Here is a 22,202-nt window from a genome sequence, read left to right as displayed (position 1 = left end):
CCGCCGCCCGCACCGCCGCCGCCTCCAGGCGCCCAGCCCGCAACGCCGGACGCGCCCTCCATCACCAACACCCAGCTGGTCGGCATCGACGAGGGCGGCATCGTCAAGGTCTCCGGCGAGCATCTTGTGATCCTGCGCCGGGGCCGGGTGTTCAGCGTCTCCATGGCCGACGGCGCGCTGGAGCCGGTGGACGCCATCGACGCCTTCGCGCCCGGCGCCGATCCGGGCCACAGCTGGTACGACGAGATGCTGGTCGTTGGCGACATGGTGACGGTGATCGGCTTCAGCTATTCGCGCGGCGGGACCGAGATCAACCGCTTCCGCCTGTCGCCCGAGGGACGGTTCACCTTCGTCGACAGTCATCAGCTGCGGGCCAGCGACTATTTCTCGTACAGCAACTACGCCGCGCGCCTCATCGGAACGCAGCTGATCGTCTATTCACCACTGCGCTTCAGTTCCGGGACGGACGACGTGCTGGACAGCCTGCCGGGGATCAGCCGGTGGACCGAAGGCCAGGACGAGCCGGCGTTCCGGCGCATCGCCCGCAGCCAGGACGTCTACATGCCGCGCGTCCTGCAGCGCGCCGGGGCCGAATACGTCGCGATGATGCATGTGGTCTATCGCTGCGACCTGGCGGCGGTCGAGCTGGACTGCGCCGCGACGATGGTCATGGGCGACGACTACGCCACCTTCTTCGTGTCGCACAACGCGGCCTATCTCTGGAATGAGGTCGCCCACGAGATCGGCGAATTCGGTTTCGTCTATCGATTCGGCCACGACGGCGGTCCGGTCACCGCCGCTCAGGTCTGGGAGGCGCCGCTCGGTCCGCTAGGCTTCCACGCCAATACAGAAGCCGGCCGCCTGGACCTGCTGGTGGCGGCTCGCGGATCCATCCCGCAATGGGGTGATCAGCCCACGGGGGTGGCCCTGCTGCGTCTGCCCACGTCGCGCTTCGGCGACGGGTCGCGGGCGCCCATGCTGTCCGACTACCAGTTCACGCCGGGCCAGGGGCTCTACCACAGCCTCATCACCGCCCACCGCTTCATCGGCGACTGGGCCTTCTACAGCACGACCACAGGGCCGGGCGCCTATTACGGCCAGCCGGCCGCCACCATGCCCGCCCAACTGGTGGCGGTCCCCATCGCGCCCGGCGAGCCCGTGCTCCTCGACCTGCCTGACGGCGTGGCGCGCATCGAACAGATCGGGCGCGATGCCCTGGCTGTCGGCGGACAGGAAGAGGTGACCTTCACCACCCTGGACCTGTCGTCGGGCTCGCCCGTGCTCGGACCCCGTCACGTTCAGGCCCGCGCCAGTCAGGCGGAATCGCGCAGCCACGCCTTCTTCTTCCGGCCCGACGCGGGGGGCGAGGACGGGCTGCTGGGTCTGCCCATCCTGTCAAACCAGCCGCCCGAAGAGGCGTGGGGGGAGTGGACGCCCCACGCGGCCATGCTGTTCCTGCGGCGTCAGGCCCGGGAACTGTCGGGCCTCGGTCGCCTGGAGGCCTCCGCACAGGGCGTCCGCGACGACGGCTGCCGGGTGTCCTGCGTGGACTGGTACGGCAACGCCCGCCCGATCTTCCTCGGCGACCGCATCTTCGCCCTGATGGGCTACGAAATCGTCGAGGGCCGTCTGGAGGGCGACGGGGTTGAGGAAGTGCGGCGGGCGGACTTCGCCCCGTCCGTCCCGGTTGCGGAGTAACGAGAGGGCTTTCGCCAGATCGCGTGGTCTGGGATAGGGTCGCCCCATGTTCAAATCCGTTCTGGTCGCCAACCGTGGCGAGATCGCCTGTCGTGTCTTCCGCACCGCCCGCGCCATGGGCGTGCGCACCATCGCCGTCTATTCCGAGGCGGACGCCGACGCCCTGCATGTGCGCGAGGCCGATGAGGCCGTGCTGATCGGCCCCGCCGCCGCCCGCGAGTCCTATCTGGACGCGGCGAAGGTGCTGGCCGCCGCGAAGGAGACGGGGGCCGAGGCCATCCATCCCGGTTACGGCTTCCTGTCCGAAAACGCCGACTTCGCCGAGGCTGTGATGGCCGCCGGGCTGGTCTGGATCGGCCCGCCCCCCGCCGCCATCCGCGCCATGGGCCTGAAGGACGCCGCCAAGGATCTGATGGACAAGGCGGGCGTGCCCGTCACGCCCGGCTATCTGGGCGCGGACCAGTCGCTGGAATGCCTCCAGAAGGAGGCCGACGCCATCGGCTATCCGGTGCTCATCAAGGCCGTCGCCGGCGGCGGCGGCAAGGGCATGAAGAAGGTCGAGCGCTCGGCCGACTTCGCGGCCGGTCTCGCCGGGGCCCAGCGGGAAGGGGAGGCCTCGTTTGGCGATCCCCGCGTCCTGATCGAGAAATACATCACCCGCCCGCGCCACATCGAGGTGCAGGTGTTCGGGGACTCCCAGGGCAACGTCGTCCACCTGTACGAACGCGACTGCTCGCTGCAGCGCCGCCACCAGAAGGTGATCGAGGAGGCTCCGGCCCCCGGTATGGACGGCCCGACGCGGGCGGCGGTTACCGAGGCAGCGGTGCGCGCGGCGAAGGCCGTGAACTATGTGGGCGCGGGTACGGTGGAGTTCATCGCCGACGCCTCCGAGGGCCTCAAGCCCGACCGCATCTGGTTCATGGAGATGAACACCCGCCTGCAGGTGGAGCACCCCGTCACCGAGGCCGTCACCGGCGTCGATCTGGTGGAATGGCAGTTCCGCGTGGCGGCGGGCGAGCCCCTGCCGCTTCAGCAGGACGAGATCGAATTGGACGGGTGGGCCATGGAAGCCCGCCTCTACGCCGAGGACCCCGACAACGGCTTCCTGCCCAGCATCGGCCGTCTGGATCACTTCCAGTTGCCCGACGATCTGCGCGTCGACACCGGGGTCGAGCAGGGCGGCGAAGTCAGTCAGCACTACGATCCCATGATCGCCAAGCTGATCGTGCACGAGGATACGCGCGAGGCCGCCGCCGCCCGTCTGGCCGACGCCTGCTGCGAGGTGGAGGTCTGGCCGGTCCGGACCAACGCCGCCTTCCTCGCCCGCTGCCTGGACCATCCCCGCTTCGTCTCCGGCGACGTGGACACCGCCTTCATCGGCGCCGAGGAGGAGACCCTGCTGGCGCAGGAGCTGAAGGATGAGATCGTCGCGGCGGGTCTGACCGACCTGTTCGAGGCGTCTCGCCAGCGCTCAAGGCTCCCCACGGACGACGGGGTGTCTCCCTGGAGCGGACAACGCGAAACCATCACAGGCTTCCGCCTGAACGGCCCGGAGCGGTCCCTCATCACCGGCAGCGTGAATGGCGTCCCGCAAGAGGCGCTGCTGACGCCGAAGCGACAGGACGATGCGTCCTGGTACGAAGTGAGCCTGAACGGGCAGACCTTCCAGGTCGCGCCCGGGATGGAGGGCATCTGGATCGGCGACCGGTATGTGCCCGCATGGTTCGGCGCGGATCAGACCGTGCTGTTCGATGAAGGCCATGCGGTCGCGTTCGCGCCGGCGTCCAACGTGGCCCAGGGTGCCGCCGCCGCCTCAGACGGCTCCCTCCGCGCGCCCATGCCCGGCAAGATCGTCGCGGTCTCGGCCGAGCCCGGTCAGGCCGTCACGAAAGGTCAGTCGATCGTGGTGCTGGAAGCCATGAAGATGGAGCATGCCCTGACCGCGCCGTTCGACGGCGTGGTGGGCGAATTGGCCGTTGCCGTGGGCGATCAGGTGACCGACGGTGCGGTTCTGGCCACCATCACGGCGTCAGCGAACGCGGGGGAATGACCATGAAGACGATGATCGCGGCGGCCGCCCTGGCCCTCAGCCTCACGGCCGGCGTCGCCACGGCCCGGCAGGCGGGCGAAACCGAATCCCAACGCGACCTGACCTGCATGGCCGTGTTTCTGGCCATCGCCGACTCCCAGGACCCCCAGATGCAGCAGGCCGGGACCATCGGCTCCCTGTTCTTCTATGGCCGCCTGCAGGGCCGCGAGCCAGGGGTGAACTGGTTCGAACGCCTGACCGTCTATGCGGACTCCGTCGATATGGAGCAGTTGATGGCCCGCGCGCCGGAATGCGGCGGCATCATCGAACAGGTCGGCCAGGACATGATCGCCTACGCCGAGCAGTACGAAGCGGCCCAATAGGCCGGGTCGCCTCGCGCCCGGCTTTCGGCTAGACGGACCAGACGATTCCGCCAGCACGAGACCGCCCCATGACCTCACGCGCCGCCGTCATCCTCGCCGCCGGGCAGGGCACGCGCATGAAGAGCCCGCTGCCCAAGGTGCTGCACCCGGTGGGCGGTCGCGCCATGCTGGACCACGCCATCGACGCGGCCGAGGCCCTGGACTGCGCGCGCATCGTGGTGGTGGTGGGAACCCATTCCCCCGAGGTCCGCGCCCATGTGGAGAAGCGTCTGGGCGCCGCCGCCGTGGCGGTTCAGGACCCGCCGCTGGGCACCGGCCACGCCGTGCTCGCCGCCCGCGAGGCGCTGGCGGGCTTCTCCGGGCAGGTGGTCATCACCTATGGCGACGTGCCCCTGCTCAAGGCCGACCACATCGCCCCCGCGTTCGGCGCGGACGGCGTCACCGTGCTGGGCTTCGAAGCCGCAGACCCCGCCGCCTACGGCCGCCTGATCGTGGGCGGCGACGGCGCGCTCGAGGCCATCGTGGAGGCGAAGGAAGCCACCCCCGCCCAACTGGCCGTCACCGCCTGCAACTCCGGCGTCATGGCCGTGGACGCCGACCTGCTGTTCCAGCTGCTGGATCAGGTCGGAAACGACAACGCCAAGGGCGAATACTACCTCACCGACATCGTCGCCCTGGCGCGCAGGGGCGGCCACGCCACCCGCGCCGTCTTCGCCGACGAGGCCGCGGTCATGGGGGTCAACAGCCAGGCCGAACTGGCCGAGGCCGAGCGCCTGTTCCAGCAGGTCCGGCGCGAGGCCTTCCTCGCCGCCGGGGTCACCATGCCCGCCCCCCACACCGTCCATTTCGCCTGGGACACCGCGGTCGAGGGCGGCGTGCTGATCGAGCCCAATGTGGTCTTCGGCCCAGGCGTCAGCATCGCCTCTGGCGCCCGCATCCGCGCCTTCTCCCATCTGGAGGGCGCCACCGTGGCCTCCGGCGCCGAGGTCGGTCCCTACGCCCGCCTGCGCCCGGGCGCATCCCTCGGCGAGAACACCAAGGTGGGCAATTTCGTCGAGGTCAAGAACGTCACCATGGGCGCGGGCGCCAAGGCCAACCATCTGGCCTATCTGGGCGACGGCGAGGTGGGGGCGAAGGCCAACATCGGCGCGGGCGTGATCTTCTGCAACTACGACGGCTTCTTCAAACACCGCACCACGGTGGGCGAGGGGGCCTTCGTCGGCTCCAACAGCGCGCTGGTGGCCCCGGTGACCATCGGGGCGGGCGCCATGGTGGGCTCCGGCTCGGTCGTCACCGCAGACGTGGCCCCGGGCGACCTGGCCCTCGGCCGCGCTCCGCAGACCCACAAGCCCGGCTGGGCCGCCCGCTTCATGGAGACGATGCGCGCGAAGAAGGCGAAGAAGGCATGAGCGCCGATCTGCAGAAGAAGACCGCCGGCGAAGCCGCCGCCGAACGCATCCAGCCCGGCATGACCGTGGGCCTCGGCACCGGCTCCACCGCCGCATGGTTCGTCAAGGCGCTGGCCGCCCGCAATCTGGCCGATCTGCGCTGCGTGCCCACGTCAGAGGCCACTGCCGACCTGGCCCGCTCCCTCGGCCTGCCCCTGACGACGCTGGAGGACGTGGCCCGTATCGACATCACCGTGGACGGCGCCGACGAGGTCGGACCGGGCCTCGCCCTCATCAAGGGCGGCGGCGCGGCCCTGCTGCGCGAGAAGCTGGTGTGGGAGGCGTCGGACCGCTGCGTGGTCATCGCCGACGCCGCCAAGGTGGTGAAGGCCCTGGGCCGGTTCGCCCTGCCCATCGAGGTGGTCGCCTTCGGCCACAAGACCACCGCCAACCGCATTGCCGACGTGCTGGCCGACCACGAGATCGGCATGCCCGCCCGCCTGCGCACGGCGGATCGCGGCATCGTCCGCACCGACGGCGGCAACGTCATCTATGACGCGGCCTGCGGCGTCATCGCCGACCCCGCCCGTCTCGCCGCCGACCTCAAGAGCCTGACCGGCGTGGTCGAGCACGGCCTGTTCCTCGACCTGGCCGAGGAGGCCATCATCGGCACGGACACAGGGGTGGAGACGCTCCACCCCTGAGCGGCGGATCAGCGCGACGCGTCGTCTCCGTCGGCCTCGGCTCTCAGCCGTTCGTGAGCCCGGCGAATGGAGCTGGCGACCTCGAACCGGCTGGCCCGGGGAATGGCGCGCGTCCTGTCGGCGTCATAGAGCCCGGTCAGATACGCCAGATCCCAGTCCGTAAGGCTGGGCGTCATCGCGGGGTCTTCGAACACGTTGAGGATCGAGGCGTAGCGGCCGGTGTCGGCCTGCGGATCGATCTGGGCCAGGGTGACCATGGCGACGTAGTCGGCCAGCTGCAGGGCCGTCACGCCCTCCATCTGGTTCATGTCTATGATGACCACCACCCGGCTCATGTCGTCGACGATCTGGCTGTGCAGCTGCGAGGGCGTCCGCACGCTGATGATCGGCGCATAATCCTGGATGCTCGAACAGGAGCCCTGGCACTCGCCCGGGACGCGGACCGCCCGCTGACCCGTGTCGGAGTCCACCGGCATGCTGATCGCCCACCAGCGCACCGGCTGGTCCGAGGTCTGGAAGGCGTTGAGACGGGAGCGGCCGCGGTCCATGCCGGAGCCGCCCGGAAGGAAGTGACGCCTGCGCTGCTCCACCATCTGCTGCGCCATGCCGTCCGGATCATGGGTGGCGATGATCAGGATGTTGGGGCGGCAGCCCGGCGCTCCGGGTGTGAGGCCCATGTCCTCGGCGACGGTCGAGACGCGGTCCACAACAAATTGCGCCGTCTCGGGGATCAGATTGCCGGCGCCGACACAGACCGGCCCGGGCCAGCGGGCGAGCTGCCGGCCCCGGTTCGGCGCGGCCACCTCATTGACGAAGCCCTGGATGAGATCGTCCAGAGGGCGTCCGATCACCTCCACTTCCTCGAGTCGGGTCACGGATTCGCTGGGGCTCGGCTCCTGGGCCTCCGCGGACGTGGTGGCCAGAAGGCTGGCCAGGGCGAGAGCGATCATCATGGTTTGATCCTGTGCGCTGCATCCGTTGCAAAGCAACGATATGCGCAATCGGCGGGAACGTCACGCATTCCTTGGCGGCGGCGCCGACCCGCGTTCGCCGGGCGCGGCGACCTTGTCCCGGCGGCCTGCGTCTCCTAACTCGGTGACACGCAGGGCTTCACGTCACCACCGGCCCGACATTTCAGACCATTCAGACGATTCAGACCCTGTTTTTTCGCTCCAGGGTCTGAAACCAGGAGCCCCGGATGCCCGAGACCTACGACTACGACCTCTTCGTCATCGGCGCCGGTTCCGGCGGGGTGCGGGCGGCGCGGCTGACGGCGCTGGGGGGCAAGCGGGTCGGGATCGCCGAGGAATACCGCTACGGCGGGACCTGCGTGGTGCGCGGCTGCGTGCCCAAGAAGTTCATGGTCTACGCCTCTGAATTTTCGCACATTTTCGAGACCGCGCGCGGCTACGGCTGGACCGTGGACAATCCCACCTTCGACTGGCCGACGTTCCTCGAGGCCAAGGACGTGGAGATCGGGCGCCTGTCGGGCATCTATGCCGCGAACCTGGGCAAGGCCGGGGTCGACACCTTCCACGCCCGCGCGGTGCTCAAGGACGCCCACACCATCGACATGGGCGACAAGGGAACCGTCACGGCCGAGAAGATCCTCATCGCCACCGGCGGCCGTCCGTGGGTCCCCGAGGACCTGCCGGGCATCGAGCACGTCATCACCTCGGAAGAAGCCTTCCACCTCCCCCAACTGCCCAAAAGCATCATGATCGCTGGCGGCGGCTACATCGCCGTGGAGTTCGCGGGCATCTTCGCCGGTCTGGGCGTCGAGACCACCCTGGTCTATCGCGGCCCCAACATCCTGCGCGGCTTCGACGACGACGTGCGCGCCCACATGGCGGGCGAGATCGAGAAGCGCGGCATCAAGGTGGTGCTGGGCTGCCAGCACGAGTCCATCGAGAAGACCGAAACCGGTCTGGTCAGCCATCTGGGCAACGGCATGACGCTGGAGACCGAGCAGATCATGTTCGCCACCGGACGCGTCCCCCACGTGAAGGGCCTGGGCCTCGACAAGGCGGGCGTCGAGCTGACCGAGCACGGCGCCATCAAGGTGGACGGGCACTCGAAGACCACCGCCGACAACATCTGGGCCATCGGCGACGTCACCGACCGCATGAATCTGACCCCCGTGGCCATCCGCGAGGCGGTCGCCTTCCACGAGACGGTGTTCAGGAACAATCCCCAGGCCTTCGACTACGAGGCCGTGCCCACCGCCGTGTTCAGCCAGCCGCCCGTGGGCGTCGTGGGCCTGACCGAGTCCGAGGCCCGCAAGGCCTGCGGCGAGATCGACGTCTACCTGACCCGCTTCCGGCCCATGAAGACCGCCTTCTACGGCGACGACGAGCGCACCCTGATGAAGCTGGTGGTCCGCGCCGCCGACGACCGGGTGGTGGGTTGCCACATCGTCGGCCCCGATGCGCCGGAGATGATTCAGCTGGCGGGCATCGCCGTGAAGGCCGGCCTGACCAAGGCCCAGTGGGACGCCACCTGCGCCGTCCACCCCTCCGCCGCCGAGGAGCTGGTCACCATGCGCGACAAGCAGACGCCCCAGAGCATGTCGGCGGGGTAACCGTCAGGCGCCCATCGCAGGGCGGCGCTCAACCTGCGTGTGGCCCCTCTTGTCATCCCGGAAGCGCCGCAGGCGCTATCCGGGAAGTGACGGGAGAAACCTCCGCAAAGGCCCGGGCGGCGCATCGCGCCGATCCGGGCCAAGGGGCCCGCCGCCACCCTTCGCCCGGCTCAGCCTCCGGCTGTCCGGGCGGTGAGATCGCTGAACGCCCTTCGTCCCGGCTCTTCGCTTCGCTTCGGCCGGGATGACAAGACATCCGATCGGGAAAGGAGATCCCTCAAGCGGCCAGGTTGTCGATCAGCCGGGTCTTCCCCAGCCACGCCGCCGCCAGGATGCGGGCCGGGGCGTCCACGGCCCCGCTGAACGCCGACAGGTCCTCCGCGCGCCGGATCGCCACATAGTCCACCTTGGCGAAGCCCGCCTCGATCAGCGCCTCGGCCGCCGCGGCCTCCACAACCGCCGCCGGCTCGCCCGCTTTCGCCCGCTCCCCCGCTTCACGCAGGATCCCGTTCAGTCGCCGCGCCACCGCCAACTCATCGGCCGACAGGTACGCATTGCGCGAGGACAGGGCCAGGCCGTGGTCGTCCCGCACCGTGGGCGCGCCGACGATCTCGGTGGGGATGTCCAGATCGCGCGCCATTCGCCGGACCACCATCAGCTGCTGATAATCCTTCTCCCCGAACACGGCCACGTCGGCCTGCACCTGATTCAGCAGCTTGGCCACCACCACGGCGACCCCGCCGAAGAAGTGGGGGCGGAAGTCGGTCTCGAGTCCTTCGCTGGGTCCGCCCACCTGCACCGAGGTGGCGAAGCCCTGCGGGTACATCTCGGCGGCGTCCGGGGCGAACAGGATCGAACACCCGGCCCCCGCCAGCAGCTCGGCGTCGCGCGCCTCCTGCCGGGGATAGGTCCCCAGATCCTCGTGGGCGGCGAACTGGGTGGGATTGACGAACACGCTGGCGATTACCGCGTCGCTGCGCCGCCGTGCCTCGGCCACCAGCGCCAGATGCCCTTCATGCAGGGCGCCCATGGTTGGAACGAACCCGATGCGCCTTCCCGCGTTCCTCAGGGCAACCACCTGCGCGCGTAGGTCGGCCACGGTGCGTGTCAGTATGAGTTCGGAGACGGCGGTCATGGTTTACGCGTTAACCTCTCCGATTAAGCGTGTCTTTCAACGGCGTCTTGAGGGCCGTCCGCTAGGGTCGCGCTTATGACGCCGACTGACCTCCTCCGTAAAGGGCTTATGGGCGCAGCGATCCTGTCGCTGGGCGCCTGCGGCATGGTCGAAAGCGATCCCAACCGTTTCGAGAACCTGGCCCAGCGCGTGGCCAGTATCGAGCTGTCCGCCCAACCCTCGCGTGACGCCCCGGCCGCGCCCCGCAGTGCGGATCAGTCCGGCCTGCGCCCGGCCCTGCGGGTCGAGGTGCTGGACCCCCACGCCCTGTGGGACGCCCGCGACGGCGGCCTGCGCGGCGTCGTGGAGGCTGCAGCGCCCGCCGTGGCCGAAGCCGCCGCGCCCGTCCTCGTCCAGGCGGCGAGCGATCAGGTCAGCCGCGCCGTTTCCGAACATCTCCGTCCTGCCGTTTCCGTCCCGGCCCGTCCGGGCGCGGTGATCCAGCTGGGCGCCTTCTCCAGCGAGGCCTCGGCCCGCGAGGCCTGGACCCGCTTCAGCACCGGCGCCGCCCGCGCCGCCCTCGACGGCCTCTCCCCCCGGTTCGAACCGGTGACCGTCAACGGCCGCGAACTGGTCCGTCTCAAGGTCGGCGCCCCGGCCGCGACCGCCGCCGAGATCTGCCGCGCGGCCCAGGTCAGCGATCCCTGGTGCGCCGCCGCCGGACGCGCCTGAGCGCTCCACAGGCGCGACTCTCCGCTTCGTTGACCTTCGGCTTCCCAGCCCCGACTCTCCCCTTATTCCGCCGCGACTGGATTCGCGGCTCAAGGGGCTGTGAGTGAACATGTCTGAGGCGAAGGTCATCGTCGTCGGCAACGAAAAGGGCGGGGCGGGCAAGTCCACCCTGGCCATCCATATCGTCGCCGCCCTGCTGGAGGCGGGGCGTCGGGTGGCGGTCATCGATCTGGACCTGCGGCAGAAGTCGATGGCGCGGTTCTTCGCCAGTCGTCGCGCCTGGCTGGCCGCCAACAACCAGACCCTGCCCGAGCCCCTCATGGCCGATCTCGGCGACGGCGCCGCCCTGGCCCGCGCGGGCGAGGACGAGCAGATGGCCCGCTTCGAGGAGGCCTTCCAGGCCGCGCAGTCGGCCGAGTACATCGTCATGGACACCCCGGGCGGCGACACCGTCCTGTCCCGCGCCGCCCATGGCCGCGCCGACCTGATCGTCACCCCCATGAACGACAGCTTCGTGGACTTCGACCTGCTGGGCCACGTGGACCCGGTGACCCTCGATCTGCTCAAGCCCTCCATCTATTCCGAGACCGTGTGGGAGGCCCGCAAGCAGCGCGCCATCGCCAACGCGGCAAAGGGCCAGACCGGGACCATCGACTGGGTGGTGGTCACCAACCGCCTGGCCGTGTTCGAGGCCCGCAACCGCCGCCGTCTTGAGGAGCGCATGGCCAAGCTGGCCAAGCGGGTCGGCTTCCGCATGGGCCCGGGCCTGCGCGACCGGGTCATCTACCGCGAGCTGTTTCCCTTCGGTCTCACGGTCGCCGACCTGTCCGAACAGGTGCAGCCGGTGGAGATGGCCCTGGCCCACGTCTCGGCCCGTCAGGAGCTCCGCAGCCTGATGCTGTCGCTGGGCCTGGCCGAGGGCGCCCGTCTCGATGACGCGGCCTGACCCGATGATCTCATGGGCCTGATCTGGCTGATCGTCGGCGGCGTCGCCCTGTGGGCCCTGGTCCGTCTGGGCCGCCTGACCGAAGGGCCGGGCAGGGGACATTGGCGGGTGTCGGCCACCATCATCGCGGCGGCCTGCCTGGGCGGGGGCGCGCTGGCGCTCGCGCGCGGATCCTGGCTGATCGGAGGAACCCTGATCGCTGTCGGACTGTACTTCGCCCTCTCGTCGCGCATCCGGGCGGTCGTTCGTTCGGTGGAGTCGGGCATGAGTGCGAAGGAAGCCCGGGACACCCTCGGCGTCACGGCTGACGCGACCACGGAGCAGATCAACGCCGCCTGGAAACGCCTTATGGCCCGCGCCCACCCTGATCAGGGCGGCACCCAGGGGCTGGCCGCGCGCCTGAACGCGGCCCGGGATCGGCTGCTGAAGGGCTGATCAGTCCGGCCGGACCACCATGCAGGTGACGCGGCGCTCGGCCAGGGCCGCGCAGGCGGCGCGGGCGCTGTCCTCGGTCAGGCCGGTGAAGCGGCTGCGATACCATTCCCCGGCGGTCTGGACGGCCCGCTCGGCGCCGGTGAACTGGGTGCGGAAGCGGCGGTTGACCTCGGTCAGCCAGTTGTCGGCCACGTTGCGGTCGCGGAAAGCGCCCACCTGCACGGCCCAGGTCCCGGCCGCTCGCGCTGGTTCAGCCTCGCGCGCCGGACGCAGGGCCGCCTGTTGCGACGGCGCGCCGTTGAGCGCGGCGGTGAAGCTGGGGCTGCTCGACGTCACCCGCGACGTGTCGGCCGGGGCGGAGGTGAAGGCCACCGCCGTGCTCGTTTCCGGCTGGCTGTCGCTGCCGAAGGTCTCGACCGAGGCGTACTGGACCGGCCCGGACGCCGCGCTGCCGACGCCGTAGCCGCGGGATTCAAAGAAGGCCTGGGCGACCTGGATGGACTCGCCCGCCGCGCGGCGGCGCTCCACCTCGAAACCGGTGTTCATCAGTTCGGCCACATGGTCGTTGCGGGTGCGGCTGGAGCGTCCGCCCAGCACCACGGTGATGATGCGGCGTCCATCGCGCACGGCCGACGCCGCCAGATTGTAGCCCGAGGCGTTGGTGAAGCCCGTCTTGATGCCGTCATAGCCGTTGCCCGAGTGCAGCAGCCCGTTGGTGTTGCCATACTGCCGGCCGTTGTAGACCCAGTGGTGCTGGCCGAAATAGTGATAGTACTGCGGGTAGTCACGCATCACCGCGCGGCTCAGGATCGCCAGGTCGCGGGCGGACGAAATCTGTCGGCTGTCGGGCAGGCCGTGGGGGTTCACGAAGCGGGTCTGCGTCATGCCCAGCTCCTGCGCCCGCAGGGTCGACATGGCGGCGAAGCGGGCCTCGGACCCGCCCACATGCTCGGCGATGGCCACGGCGATGTCATTGGCCGAGCGCACCGCCAGCGAACGGATGGCGTCATCCACGGAAATGCGCTGACCGGCGGCCAGGCCCAGTTTCGAGGGCGGCTGCGAGGCGGCGCGCGGCGACACGGTGATCATGTCGTCCATCGCGATACGGCCCTCGGCCAGGGCCTCGAACGTCATGTACAGCGTCATGACCTTGGTGATGGAGGCAGGATAGCGCGGATTGTCGGCCCGTCGCGCGAACAGCACCTCGCCGGACTCCGCGTCCACCACGATGGCGGCGTATCGGGTGTTTTCGCCCGACTGGGCCACCAGGGGCTCGGCGCCGGGCGTGGGCGTGAGCCCGGCCGCGACCAGGACGAAGGCGAACAGAAGCGCTTGCACAAGGCCGACGTGGCGTCGGCCGGCTTGTCGTGTGAATGCCGTCATTGACCCGATAGCCTCTTTACTCACGCGCGACCCGACGCCCCCGATATCGCCACGCACCAAACCGCTATCATGCTTCATTGAGGTTTCGGCGTGGTAAACAACCGACAAACGCAATTTTGAACGCCTCTGGGGAAAACCGTCAAGAAAGTTTCATTGTGCGGTGCACAAAACATCCTTGACCCTTTCTCGCACGTGCGTCATAAGCCACACGTCGCCCGGGATTCTCCCCAGGCGAGAAAAATCATGGGGCGGGATGCACCGCCCAGACCGTTCAGGAGCATGACCATGGCTGACACCGCCGAGACCGTGAAGAAGACCATCGATCAAGCCAGCGCCAAGGCCGAGAAGACCCAGGCCGCCGGCGCCAAGGTTTTCCGTGACAGCGTCGAAAAGAGCGTCGCGGGCATGAGCGAACTCAACGCTCACGGGAAGAAGAACCTGGAAGCCATGGTCGAAAGCGCCACCGCCGCCCAGAAGGGCGCCGAGGCAATCGGCCAGCAGACCCTGGCCTATTCGAAGAAGTCCTGGGAAGACGGCGTCGCCGCCGCCCAATCCCTGACCCAGGCCCGTTCGGTTCAGGAACTGGTTGAACTGCAAACCGCCTTCGCCAAGACCTCGGTCGAAGCCTGGCTGGGCGCTTTCAACAAGACCACCGAACTGTACACCGCTTCGGTCAAGGACGCCTTCAAGCCGATCAACGAGCGCGTCACCGCGACCGTCGAGACCTTCCAGGCCGCGCGCTAAACCGCACTGTCTGTCGAGATCGAAAGGGCCCGGAGCGCAGCTCCGGGCCCTTTTTCGTGGGCGAAAACCGCTCAAGTCCGGGGATTGCGCGCAAGCGTGATCGACCGCCCCTTTTAAAACCCCCGACTTTCCATATCTAATCCATGGTGAGCAGGACCGAGTCCCTGCTCCGGGATTGAAGCGTAGAGACAGCGGAACAGCATGCCGTCGAGGAAAACGGATCAGGGACAGACAGGCGGGGGCGGCTTCGGCACAGCCGTCGTCACCGAAACCCGGCCCAAGCTGCAGAAGCCGTCGCTGTATCGCGTTCTGATCCTGAACGACGACTACACGCCGATGGAGTTCGTCATCTACGTGCTGGAGCGGTTCTTCGCCAAGTCGCGCGAGGACGCCACCCGCATCATGCTGCATGTGCATCAGCATGGCGTGGGCGTTTGCGGGGTGTTCACCTACGAAGTGGCCGAAACCAAGGTCGCCCAGGTGGTGGAGACCGCCCGCCGACACCAGCACCCGCTGCAATGCACAATGGAAAAGGACTGAGAGGAACCCCTGTTGCCCTCATTTTCGCGCCACCTCGAAGAAACCCTGCACCGGGCGGTCGCCTACGCCAATGAGCGCCGGCACGAATACGCCACGCTGGAGCACCTTCTGCTGGCGCTCGTCGACGACCCCGAAGCGGGCGCCGTCATGGCCGCCTGCAACGTCGACCTGGTCAATCTGAAGACCGCGCTCGCCCTCTACGTCGACACCGACCTGGCGGCTCTGGCCACCTCCATGGGCGAGGACGCCAAGCCCACGGCCGGCTTTCAGCGCGTGATCCAGCGCGCGGTCATCCATGTCCAATCGTCGGGCCGCGAGGAAGTCACCGGCGCCAATGTGCTGGTGGCCATCTTCTCCGAGCGCGAGAGCCACGCCGCCTATTTCCTGCAGGAGCAGGACATGACCCGCTATGACGCGGTCAACTACATCGCCCATGGCATCGCCAAGAAGGCGGGCGCGTCCGAGCCCAAGGCCGGCCGCAACGGACCGTCGGCGGAGGAAGGCGAGGAAGCCTCCGTGGTCAAGCAGGGCGGCGAGGCCCTGGACGCCTATTGCGTCAACCTCAACGAGAAGTCGAAGGACGGAAAGATCGACCCCCTCATCGGCCGTCAGGCCGAGGTGGAGCGCTCGATCCAGATCCTGTGCCGCCGCACCAAGAACAACCCGCTGCTGGTTGGCGACCCCGGCGTGGGCAAGACCGCCATCGCCGAAGGCCTGGCGCGCAAGATCGTCAATAACGAGGTGCCCGACGTCCTCAAGAACGCCACCATCTTCTCGCTCGACATGGGCGCGCTGCTGGCCGGCACCCGCTATCGCGGCGACTTCGAGGAGCGTCTGAAGCAGGTGGTCAAGGAGCTGGAGAACCACCCGGACTCCATCCTGTTCATCGACGAGATCCACACGGTCATCGGCGCCGGCGCCACCTCGGGCGGAGCCATGGACGCCTCGAACCTGCTGAAGCCGGCGCTCGCCTCGGGCAGCCTGCGCTGCATGGGCTCGACCACCTACAAGGAATACCGCCAGCACTTTGAGAAGGATCGCGCCCTCGTGCGCCGGTTCCAGAAGATCGATGTGAACGAGCCGACGGTGGACGACACCATCAAGATCCTGAAGGGCCTCAAGAGCTACTACGAGACCTTCCACAAGCTGCGCTACACCGATGCGGCGATCCGCTCGGCGGTGGAGCTGTCGGCCCGCTACATGACCGACCGCAAGCTGCCGGACAAAGCCATCGACGTGATCGACGAGGCCGGCGCCAGCCAGATGCTGCTGCCGGAATCCAGGCGCAAGAAGACCATCGGCCAGAAGGAGATCGAGGCCGTCGTCTCCAAGATGGCCCGCATCCCTGCCAAGTCGGTCTCCAAGTCCGACACCGAGGCGCTCAAGAACCTGCATCTGGACCTGCAGCGCGCGGTGTTCGGTCAGGATCAGGCCATCGAGCAACTGGCCACGGCCATGAAGCTGGCCCGCGCCGGCCTGCGCGATCCTGACAAGCCCATCGGCAGCTATCTGTTCAGCGGCCCCACCGGGGTCGGCAAGACCGAGGCGGCCAAGCAGCTGGCGGGCACCCTGGGCATCGAGATGCTGCGCTTCGACATGTCCGAGTACATGGAGCGCCACACCGTCAGTCGCCTGATCGGCGCGCCTCCGGGCTATGTGGGCCACGACCAGGGCGGCCTGCTGACCGACGCGGTGGATCAGCATCCCCACGCGGTGGTCCTGCTGGACGAGATCGAGAAGGCGCACCCCGACGTCTACAACATCCTGCTCCAGGTCATGGACCACGGCATGCTGACGGACGCGGTGGGCAAGAAGGTCGACTTCCGCAACGTGGTGCTGATCATGACCACCAACGCGGGGGCCGCCGACAACGCCCGCGCCGCCATCGGCTTCGGCCGCGGCAAGGTGGAGGGCGAGGACGACAAGGCCATCCAGCGCCTGTTCACGCCCGAGTTCCGCAACCGCCTGGACGCCATCGTGGCCTTCAAGCCCCTGGGTCAGGACGTCATCCGTCAGGTGGTGACCAAGTTCGTGCTGCAGCTGGAAGCCCAGCTGGCGGACCGCAACATCACCATCGAACTGACCGACGAGGCCACCGACTGGCTGGCCCAGAACGGCTTCGACGAGCTGTACGGCGCGCGGCCCCTGGCCCGCGTCATCCAGGACTCGATCAAGAAGCCCTTGGCCGACGACATCCTGTTCGGACGTCTGATGCGCGGCGGCCATGTGAAGGTGACGCTGAAGGACGGCAAGATCGCCTTCGACATCACCACGGCCGATACGGGCCCCGCCAAGCGCAAGGCGGGCGAGAAGACCGAGGCGGTGGAGTAGGGGCTGATCCAAGTCGAAGCTTTAGCGTTAGGCTCCGTGTAAGATGACGGAGGCGGCGTGACGGGCATCGACTGGCGGCTGGATCGGAAGCGGGCGCGCAAGCTGGGCGCTGTGCTGGGCGTCGGCCTGGCCCACGTCGCCCTGCTGGCCGTTCTCACCCGGTCCCAGCCCCTGCCGCCCGACCCGCCGCTCCCTCCCATCGAGGTCTTTCTGGTTCCGCCGCCCGAGCCGGAGCCCGAGCCCCCGCCGCCGGACCCGTCGCCCGAGGCGGGGGGCGGGGCGCCCGCCGCGCCCTCGGTGGTCCACACGCCGCCGAACCCGCCGCCCGAGCCGCCCGAGATCATCGCCCCCATCGAGCAGGCGCCCGAGCCCGCGCTCAATGTCGGCGCCGCCCCCACGGAAAGCCCCGAGCCCGGCATGGGCCAGGGCGGGCAGGGGACCGGCACAGGCACGGGAACCGGCGCGGGCGACGGCCCCGGCTCGGGCAGCGGTCCGGCGCAGATCGTCCGCGGCCCCACCCTGGGCCAGATCCAGGCCGCCCATCCGCCCGGCGCGCGCAGCGTTTATGGACGGGTCAGCCTGTCCTGCGTCATCCGTCTGGACCAGTATCTGGACCAGTGTCGCGTGGTCAGCGAATCCCCCCCCGGTCGGGGCTTCGGCGAGGCGGGACTTGTCGTCTCCCGTTATTTCCGCTTTCGTCCTCCCACGCAGGGTGGTCGTCCCGTGGAGGGCCGGCGCGTCGTCGTCGGCGTCGACTTCGGTCGGCCGCGCCGCTGAGCGCGCCAACCCATTGACGCAATCTGAATCCCCTGTATAAGGCCCGTCTTCCGCGAAAGACGCGCAGCGCGCTCCTGGTCTGTCGACCGGAGCGTTCTTCGCGTCTGCGACGCGTATTGGAGAGATCGACAACGTGGCCCGTATCGCAGGCGTCAACATTCCGACGAACAAGCGCGTTGAGATCGCGCTTCAGTACATTCATGGCATTGGCCCGAAGTCGGCCAGGGACATCACCGCCAAGGTCGGCATCGAACCCGCGCGTCGGGTCAACGAGCTGACCGACGCCGAGGTGCTCCAGATTCGTGAAGCGATCGACAGCGACTTCATGGTCGAGGGCGACCTGCGCCGCGAGACGTCCATGAACATCAAGCGCCTGATGGACCTGGCCTGCTACCGCGGCCTGCGTCACCGCAAGGGCCTGCCGGTCCGCGGTCAGCGCACCCACACCAACGCCCGCACCCGCAAGGGTCCGGCCAAGCCGATCGCCGGCAAGAAGAAGTAATCGGGAAGAACTGACTGATGGCCAAGGAACCGGGTCGCGTCAAACGCCGCGAGCGCAAGAACATCACCTCCGGCGTCGCCCACGTGAACGCCAGCTTCAACAACACCATGGTGACCATCACCGACGCGCAGGGAAATGCGATTTCCTGGTCGTCGGCCGGCCACATGGGCTTCAAGGGTTCGCGCAAGTCGACCCCGTACGCCGCCCAGATGGCCGCCGAGGACGCGGCCAAGAAGGCCGGCGAGCACGGCGTCAAGACCCTGGAAGTCAACGTCTCGGGCCCCGGCTCCGGGCGTGAGTCGGCCCTGCGCGCCCTGCAGGCCGCGGGCATGACCATCACCACCATCCGCGACGTCACCCCGATGCCGCACAACGGATGCCGCCCGCCCAAGCGCCGCCGCGTCTAAGCCTGCCGCCGACCCCATTCCTACGCCGGTCCTGGCGTCCAGAACGCTGGACGCGGGCCCGGCGAAACCCGTTCGAGGGACATCGATGATCGAAAGAAACTGGCAAGAGCTGATCCGTCCCGAAAAGCCGCAGATTGACGCGGGCGGCGATCCGCAGCGCAAGGCGCGGCTGGTGGCGGAACCGCTCGAGCGCGGCTTCGGCGTGACGCTGGGCAACGCGCTTCGCCGCGTGCTGCTGTCGTCGCTGCAAGGCGCGGCCGTGACCGCCATCCAGATCGACGGCGTGGTGCACGAGTTCTCGTCGCTGGAAGGCGTCCGCGAGGACGTCGTGGACATCGTCCTGAACATCAAGCAGCTGGCCCTGCGCCTGCACGCCGAAGGCCCCAAGCGCATGACGCTGAAGGCCACCGGCCCCGGTGCCGTGACCGCTGCCCAGATCGAGACCTCGGCAGACATCGAGGTGCTGAACCCCGACCACGTGCTCTGCACCCTGGACGACGGCGCCTCGGTCCGCATGGAGCTGACGGTTCAGAACGGCAAGGGCTACGTGGCCGCCGAGTTCAACCGTCCGGAAGACGCCCCCATCGGCCTGATCTCGGTGGATGCGCTCTATTCGCCGGTCAAGCGCGTCGCCTACCGGGTCGAGCCGACCCGCCAGGGCCAGTCGCTGGACTACGACAAGCTGATCATGGAAGTGGAGACCAACGGCGCGGTGTCGCCGGTGGACGCCGTGGCCTACGCCGCCCGCATCCTTCAGGACCAGCTGCAGATCTTCATCACCTTCGACGAGCCCAAGGCGGCGGTTGAGGCGTCGGACGGCAAGCCCGATCTGCCGTTCAACCCGGCCCTGCTGAAGAAGGTGGACGAGCTGGAGCTGTCGGTCCGTTCGGCCAACTGCCTGAAGAACGACAACATCGTCTACATCGGCGACCTGATCCAGAAGACCGAGGGCGAAATGCTTCGCACCCCGAACTTCGGCCGCAAGTCGTTGAATGAAATCAAGGAAGTCCTCGCTTCGATGAGCCTGTCGCTCGGCATGGATGTGCCGAACTGGCCGCCGGAGAACATCGAGGAACTCGCCAAGAAGTTCGAAGACCAGATCTAGGTTGCTAAAGGGCCGGGGCGGCGTTGACGCCCGGTCTGACTGAGGAGAGACCCCAATGCGCCACGGCGCCGCTCATCGTAAGCTCGGCCGCACGGCCAGCCACCGCCAGGCCATGCTGGCCAACATGGCTGCGTCGCTGATCAAGCACGAGCAGATCACGACGACCTTGCCCAAGGCCAAGGAGCTTCGTCCCTACGTGGAGAAGCTCGTGACCCTGGCCAAGAAGGGTGATCTGGCCGCGCGCCGTCAGGCCATCAGCCAGGTCCGCGACGTGACCCAGGTCGGCAAGCTGTTCGACACCATCGGCGGTCGTTACGCCGAGCGTCCGGGCGGTTACATCCGCATCATGAAGGCGGGCTTCCGCCACGGCGACAACGCCGCCATGGCCGTGATCGAGTTCGTCGACCGCGACGTGGACGCCAAGGGTCTGGACTCCGGTCCGGTCTACTCGGCCGTCGACGATTCCGAGGACTGATCGGTCCCTTCTGATCTGGTTTGAATTGAGGGCGGCGGGCTTCGGGTCCGCCGCCCTTTTTCTATCCGCCGCCCATCAGCGCATAAAGCACCGCCGCCCAGACGGCGGCGACGGCGAGGACGTATCCGGCCGTGATCCGGCGGGGCGGGGGCAGGGGTGGTCTGTCTTTCCGGTTCATCGATCAGGATGAAGCGTCGATTGCCCCCGGCGGCCAATCGATTTAAGCGGAGCCTTCTTGTGAGGTTTCTTCACATGCGCCGCCCGCTTCCGCCCCTCAACGCCCTGCGCGCCTTCGAGGCCTTCGCCCGTCACGGCTCCATGACGGCCGCCGCCGACGAACTGTGCGTCACCCACGGCGCCGTCAGCCGGCAGGTGAAACAGCTTCAGGATCAACTGGGCGTGGTTCTGGTGGAGGGCCCCCGCAACCGCCTCCAGCTGACGCCCGCGGGCCGTATCCTGGCCGACGGCCTCACGGCGCCCTTCGACGGCATAAGCCAGGCGGTCTCCGCCGCGCGGGCCGGGCCGGGCGCCCGCCGCGAGATCGAGATCGCCTGCCTGGGCACCTTCGCCATGAAATGGCTGATTCCGCGCCTGTCCCGCTTCGTGGAGCAGCATCCGGATTTGAGAGTGCGGGTCTCGGAGTCCTTCGGGCCCGTGGATTTCCGCCGCCAATCCTGTGACGGCGCCATCCGCATCGTCGACCACGATGATCCGGCGTTTGAGCCCAGGGCTGCCTTCCTGGCCAACAACCACGGGCCCGTGGTCGCGGCCGACCTGGCCGGGGCGGACCTGACCGTCGCCGACCTGTTCCGTCTGCCCCGCCTGTACGCCACCACCTACCGCGAGGGTTGGCGGACCTGGACGGCGGCCAACGGGCTGGACCTGCCGCCGCCGACGGCCGAGCGCGAGTTCGGCCACAACCATTCCCTGATCGAGGCCGCCGCGGCTGGGCTGGGCGCCGCCGTCATTCCGTGGAGCTTCGTGGCGCCGGACATCGAGTCCGGCCGCCTGGCCGCGCCGTTCGGCTTCATCTCGCGGCCCGCGTCCTACGTCTTCCTGCGTCCGCCCCACCGCGCCGACCCGGCCATGGACGCCTTTCAGGACTGGCTGATCGCCGAGGGCGCCGCGACGCCGGCCCCGCCTGCCCCTATCCGGCCGGCGTGACGTCCAGCAACTCGACCTTGAACAGCAGGGCCGAATTCGGCGGGATCTCGCCGCCGCCCGCGCCGCGCCCGCCATAGGCGAGGCCGGCGGGAATGACGAAGTTGAACGTCTCCCCGACCCGCATCAGCTGAAGACCCTCGGTCCAGCCGGAAATGACGCGGTTCAGCGGAAATTCGATCGGCTCGCCCCGCTCGTAGGAGCTGTCGAACACCCGCCCGTCGATGAAGGTCCCCTCATAGTGCACCCGCACCGTATCCGTCGGCCCGGGCATGGCGCCGTCGGCGTTGGGGCGCCCCTCACGCCGATATTGCAGGCCGCTTTCCGTCGTGCCCCAGCCCCGCCGCGCCCCGCTCCACGCCAGATAGGCCGCCTGACCCGCCTCCCAGCGTTCCTGCGAGGGCGGGCCCGGATCGACCGGCGCGGGCTGAGGCACCGTAGCGCAGGCGGCGAGGGCGAGGGTGAGGGCGGCGAGGGGGATCAGGGTGCGGTTCATGGCATGACGCTAGCCGATTCCGGCATCTGCGGATATCTGGACGCGAGGGCCTTTATTTCGTCCGAAAAGCGAGTATATGTGCCCGCTCCGCTGATTCCGAACAGAAGCTGCGCGAAAGCGCCGAGGCGTGGTCCGTCGCCCTCCGACCACCGCGAAGGCGTGCTCCTCCCCAAGGGAGCCACTGAAATTTCAGGCGTTCTGGTCCCAAGACTTCGTGTCCGGGCCGAGGGTGAACGCCGAGAAACCGGGTCACGGGTCGCCGTAAAGGCGT

Annotated in this window: 22 protein-coding genes; 18 read left to right on the top strand and 4 right to left on the bottom strand. The window is 68.6% G+C overall.

The features are described 5' to 3' along the window. The 5 genes from IWC96_RS07945 to rpiA all read left to right on the top strand — a co-directional run. On the top strand, positions 1-1,698 hold a 1,698-nt coding region (locus tag IWC96_RS07945; RefSeq protein ID WP_196838688.1), incomplete at its 5' end, for a beta-propeller domain-containing protein. 46 nt (positions 1,699-1,744) lie between these two features. Beyond that, complete coding sequence (locus tag IWC96_RS07940; protein WP_021698368.1) at positions 1,745-3,748, top strand: acetyl/propionyl/methylcrotonyl-CoA carboxylase subunit alpha; 2,004 nt, start codon at positions 1,745-1,747, stop codon at positions 3,746-3,748. A gap of 2 nt (positions 3,749-3,750) precedes the next feature. Then, positions 3,751-4,110 (top strand): hypothetical protein, encoded by a 360-nt coding sequence (locus IWC96_RS07935; RefSeq protein ID WP_196838687.1) that lies wholly within the window; start codon positions 3,751-3,753, stop codon positions 4,108-4,110. 44 nt (positions 4,111-4,154) lie between these two features. After that, positions 4,155-5,519 carry a bifunctional UDP-N-acetylglucosamine diphosphorylase/glucosamine-1-phosphate N-acetyltransferase GlmU gene (gene glmU, locus IWC96_RS07930; RefSeq protein WP_370541119.1) on the top strand — a complete coding sequence of 455 codons (1,365 nt, stop codon included), beginning with the start codon at positions 4,155-4,157 and terminating at the stop codon, positions 5,517-5,519. Next, on the top strand, positions 5,516-6,202 hold the full coding sequence (gene rpiA / locus IWC96_RS07925) for a ribose-5-phosphate isomerase RpiA (protein ID WP_196838685.1): 687 nt from the start codon (positions 5,516-5,518) through the stop codon (positions 6,200-6,202). Before glmU ends, rpiA begins: the two co-directional genes overlap by 4 nt. An 8-nt stretch (positions 6,203-6,210) precedes the next feature. Here rpiA and IWC96_RS07920 read toward each other — a convergent pair whose 3' ends face one another. Beyond that, on the bottom strand, positions 6,211-7,155 hold the full coding sequence (locus tag IWC96_RS07920) for a hypothetical protein (protein ID WP_021698364.1): 945 nt from the start codon (positions 7,153-7,155) through the stop codon (positions 6,211-6,213). A gap of 245 nt (positions 7,156-7,400) precedes the next feature. Between IWC96_RS07920 and gor the strand changes: the two genes are divergently transcribed. Next, on the top strand, positions 7,401-8,783 hold the full coding sequence (gene gor / locus IWC96_RS07915) for a glutathione-disulfide reductase (RefSeq protein ID WP_021698363.1): 1,383 nt from the start codon (positions 7,401-7,403) through the stop codon (positions 8,781-8,783). 277 nt (positions 8,784-9,060) lie between these two features. Here the strand turns inward: gor and panC are convergent, their stop codons facing one another. Then, entirely contained in the window at positions 9,061-9,918 is an 858-nt protein-coding gene (gene panC, locus IWC96_RS07910) for a pantoate--beta-alanine ligase (RefSeq protein WP_196838684.1), read from the bottom strand. Between the two features lie 108 nt (positions 9,919-10,026). Here panC and IWC96_RS07905 point away from each other — a divergent pair, with 108 nt between their 5' ends. The 3 genes from IWC96_RS07905 (at position 10,027) to IWC96_RS07895 (ending at position 12,010) form a co-directional block, all read left to right on the top strand. Then, positions 10,027-10,629 carry an SPOR domain-containing protein gene (locus IWC96_RS07905; RefSeq protein ID WP_196838683.1) on the top strand — a complete coding sequence of 201 codons (603 nt, stop codon included), beginning with the start codon at positions 10,027-10,029 and terminating at the stop codon, positions 10,627-10,629. 109 nt (positions 10,630-10,738) lie between these two features. Next, positions 10,739-11,575 carry a division plane positioning ATPase MipZ gene (locus IWC96_RS07900; RefSeq protein WP_196838693.1) on the top strand — a complete coding sequence of 279 codons (837 nt, stop codon included), beginning with the start codon at positions 10,739-10,741 and terminating at the stop codon, positions 11,573-11,575. A 12-nt stretch (positions 11,576-11,587) separates the two neighbouring features. Beyond that, a complete protein-coding gene (locus IWC96_RS07895) occupies positions 11,588-12,010 on the top strand; it encodes a molecular chaperone DnaJ (RefSeq protein WP_021697960.1) in 423 nt (140 codons plus the stop codon). Here the strand turns inward: IWC96_RS07895 and IWC96_RS07890 are convergent, their stop codons facing one another. Continuing rightward, a complete protein-coding gene (locus tag IWC96_RS07890; RefSeq protein WP_021697959.1) occupies positions 12,011-13,348 on the bottom strand; it encodes a serine hydrolase in 1,338 nt (445 codons plus the stop codon). It abuts the gene before it with no gap. Between the two features lie 330 nt (positions 13,349-13,678). Here IWC96_RS07890 and IWC96_RS07885 point away from each other — a divergent pair, with 330 nt between their 5' ends. From IWC96_RS07885 to IWC96_RS07845, 9 genes are all read left to right on the top strand, one after another. Further along, positions 13,679-14,137: a phasin family protein gene (locus IWC96_RS07885; protein ID WP_021697958.1), complete on the top strand. Its 459-nt coding sequence runs from the start codon at positions 13,679-13,681 to the stop codon at positions 14,135-14,137. A 201-nt stretch (positions 14,138-14,338) separates the two neighbouring features. Further along, positions 14,339-14,677 (top strand): ATP-dependent Clp protease adapter ClpS, encoded by a 339-nt coding sequence (gene clpS / locus IWC96_RS07880; RefSeq protein WP_021697957.1) that lies wholly within the window; start codon positions 14,339-14,341, stop codon positions 14,675-14,677. A gap of 12 nt (positions 14,678-14,689) precedes the next feature. Further along, positions 14,690-17,008 carry an ATP-dependent Clp protease ATP-binding subunit ClpA gene (gene clpA, locus IWC96_RS07875; RefSeq protein ID WP_196838682.1) on the top strand — a complete coding sequence of 773 codons (2,319 nt, stop codon included), beginning with the start codon at positions 14,690-14,692 and terminating at the stop codon, positions 17,006-17,008. Between the two features lie 57 nt (positions 17,009-17,065). Then, positions 17,066-17,785 carry an energy transducer TonB gene (locus tag IWC96_RS07870; RefSeq protein WP_196838681.1) on the top strand — a complete coding sequence of 240 codons (720 nt, stop codon included), beginning with the start codon at positions 17,066-17,068 and terminating at the stop codon, positions 17,783-17,785. Between the two features lie 133 nt (positions 17,786-17,918). Next, positions 17,919-18,287, top strand: a complete 369-nt coding sequence (rpsM, locus tag IWC96_RS07865) for a 30S ribosomal protein S13 (RefSeq protein WP_196838680.1) — start codon at positions 17,919-17,921, stop codon at positions 18,285-18,287. A gap of 17 nt (positions 18,288-18,304) precedes the next feature. Then, positions 18,305-18,694, top strand: coding sequence for a 30S ribosomal protein S11 (gene rpsK, locus IWC96_RS07860; protein WP_021697953.1), 390 nt, complete (start codon positions 18,305-18,307; stop codon positions 18,692-18,694). A gap of 85 nt (positions 18,695-18,779) precedes the next feature. Next, entirely contained in the window at positions 18,780-19,799 is a 1,020-nt protein-coding gene (locus IWC96_RS07855; RefSeq protein WP_021697952.1) for a DNA-directed RNA polymerase subunit alpha, read from the top strand. A gap of 55 nt (positions 19,800-19,854) precedes the next feature. Further along, positions 19,855-20,274, top strand: coding sequence for a 50S ribosomal protein L17 (gene rplQ, locus IWC96_RS07850; RefSeq protein ID WP_021697951.1), 420 nt, complete (start codon positions 19,855-19,857; stop codon positions 20,272-20,274). Between the two features lie 252 nt (positions 20,275-20,526). Then, positions 20,527-21,438, top strand: a complete 912-nt coding sequence (locus IWC96_RS07845) for a LysR substrate-binding domain-containing protein (protein ID WP_021697949.1) — start codon at positions 20,527-20,529, stop codon at positions 21,436-21,438. Here IWC96_RS07845 and IWC96_RS07840 read toward each other — a convergent pair. Further along, entirely contained in the window at positions 21,422-21,931 is a 510-nt protein-coding gene (locus tag IWC96_RS07840) for an FKBP-type peptidyl-prolyl cis-trans isomerase (RefSeq protein WP_196838679.1), read from the bottom strand. The genes IWC96_RS07845 and IWC96_RS07840 overlap by 17 nt on opposite strands. Positions 21,932-22,202 lie beyond the last annotated feature (271 nt).

Source organism: Brevundimonas sp. BAL450 (genome assembly GCF_015767455.1).
Taxonomy (GTDB): Bacteria; Pseudomonadota; Alphaproteobacteria; order Caulobacterales; family Caulobacteraceae; genus Brevundimonas; species Brevundimonas abyssalis.
This window is presented reverse-complemented; position numbering and strand designations above follow the sequence as displayed.

What these genes read in the sequence shown, in the direction of transcription:
- panC (WP_196838684.1), bottom strand. Translation starts at nt 9,918, where the DNA reads ATGACCGCCGTCTCCGAACTCATACTGACACGCACCGTGGCCGACCTA.
- rpiA (WP_196838685.1), top strand. Translation starts at nt 5,516, where the DNA reads ATGAGCGCCGATCTGCAGAAGAAGACCGCCGGCGAAGCCGCCGCCGAA.
- IWC96_RS07905 (WP_196838683.1), top strand. Translation starts at nt 10,027, where the DNA reads ATGGGCGCAGCGATCCTGTCGCTGGGCGCCTGCGGCATGGTCGAAAGC.
- gor (WP_021698363.1), top strand. Translation starts at nt 7,401, where the DNA reads ATGCCCGAGACCTACGACTACGACCTCTTCGTCATCGGCGCCGGTTCC.
- IWC96_RS07840 (WP_196838679.1), bottom strand. Translation starts at nt 21,931, where the DNA reads ATGAACCGCACCCTGATCCCCCTCGCCGCCCTCACCCTCGCCCTCGCC.
- IWC96_RS07940 (WP_021698368.1), top strand. Translation starts at nt 1,745, where the DNA reads ATGTTCAAATCCGTTCTGGTCGCCAACCGTGGCGAGATCGCCTGTCGT.
- IWC96_RS07920 (WP_021698364.1), bottom strand. Translation starts at nt 7,155, where the DNA reads ATGATGATCGCTCTCGCCCTGGCCAGCCTTCTGGCCACCACGTCCGCG.
- IWC96_RS07885 (WP_021697958.1), top strand. Translation starts at nt 13,679, where the DNA reads ATGGCTGACACCGCCGAGACCGTGAAGAAGACCATCGATCAAGCCAGC.
- IWC96_RS07935 (WP_196838687.1), top strand. Translation starts at nt 3,751, where the DNA reads ATGAAGACGATGATCGCGGCGGCCGCCCTGGCCCTCAGCCTCACGGCC.
- IWC96_RS07900 (WP_196838693.1), top strand. Translation starts at nt 10,739, where the DNA reads ATGTCTGAGGCGAAGGTCATCGTCGTCGGCAACGAAAAGGGCGGGGCG.
- rpsK (WP_021697953.1), top strand. Translation starts at nt 18,305, where the DNA reads ATGGCCAAGGAACCGGGTCGCGTCAAACGCCGCGAGCGCAAGAACATC.
- IWC96_RS07845 (WP_021697949.1), top strand. Translation starts at nt 20,527, where the DNA reads ATGCGCCGCCCGCTTCCGCCCCTCAACGCCCTGCGCGCCTTCGAGGCC.
- IWC96_RS07855 (WP_021697952.1), top strand. Translation starts at nt 18,780, where the DNA reads ATGATCGAAAGAAACTGGCAAGAGCTGATCCGTCCCGAAAAGCCGCAG.
- IWC96_RS07895 (WP_021697960.1), top strand. Translation starts at nt 11,588, where the DNA reads ATGGGCCTGATCTGGCTGATCGTCGGCGGCGTCGCCCTGTGGGCCCTG.
- rplQ (WP_021697951.1), top strand. Translation starts at nt 19,855, where the DNA reads ATGCGCCACGGCGCCGCTCATCGTAAGCTCGGCCGCACGGCCAGCCAC.
- clpS (WP_021697957.1), top strand. Translation starts at nt 14,339, where the DNA reads ATGCCGTCGAGGAAAACGGATCAGGGACAGACAGGCGGGGGCGGCTTC.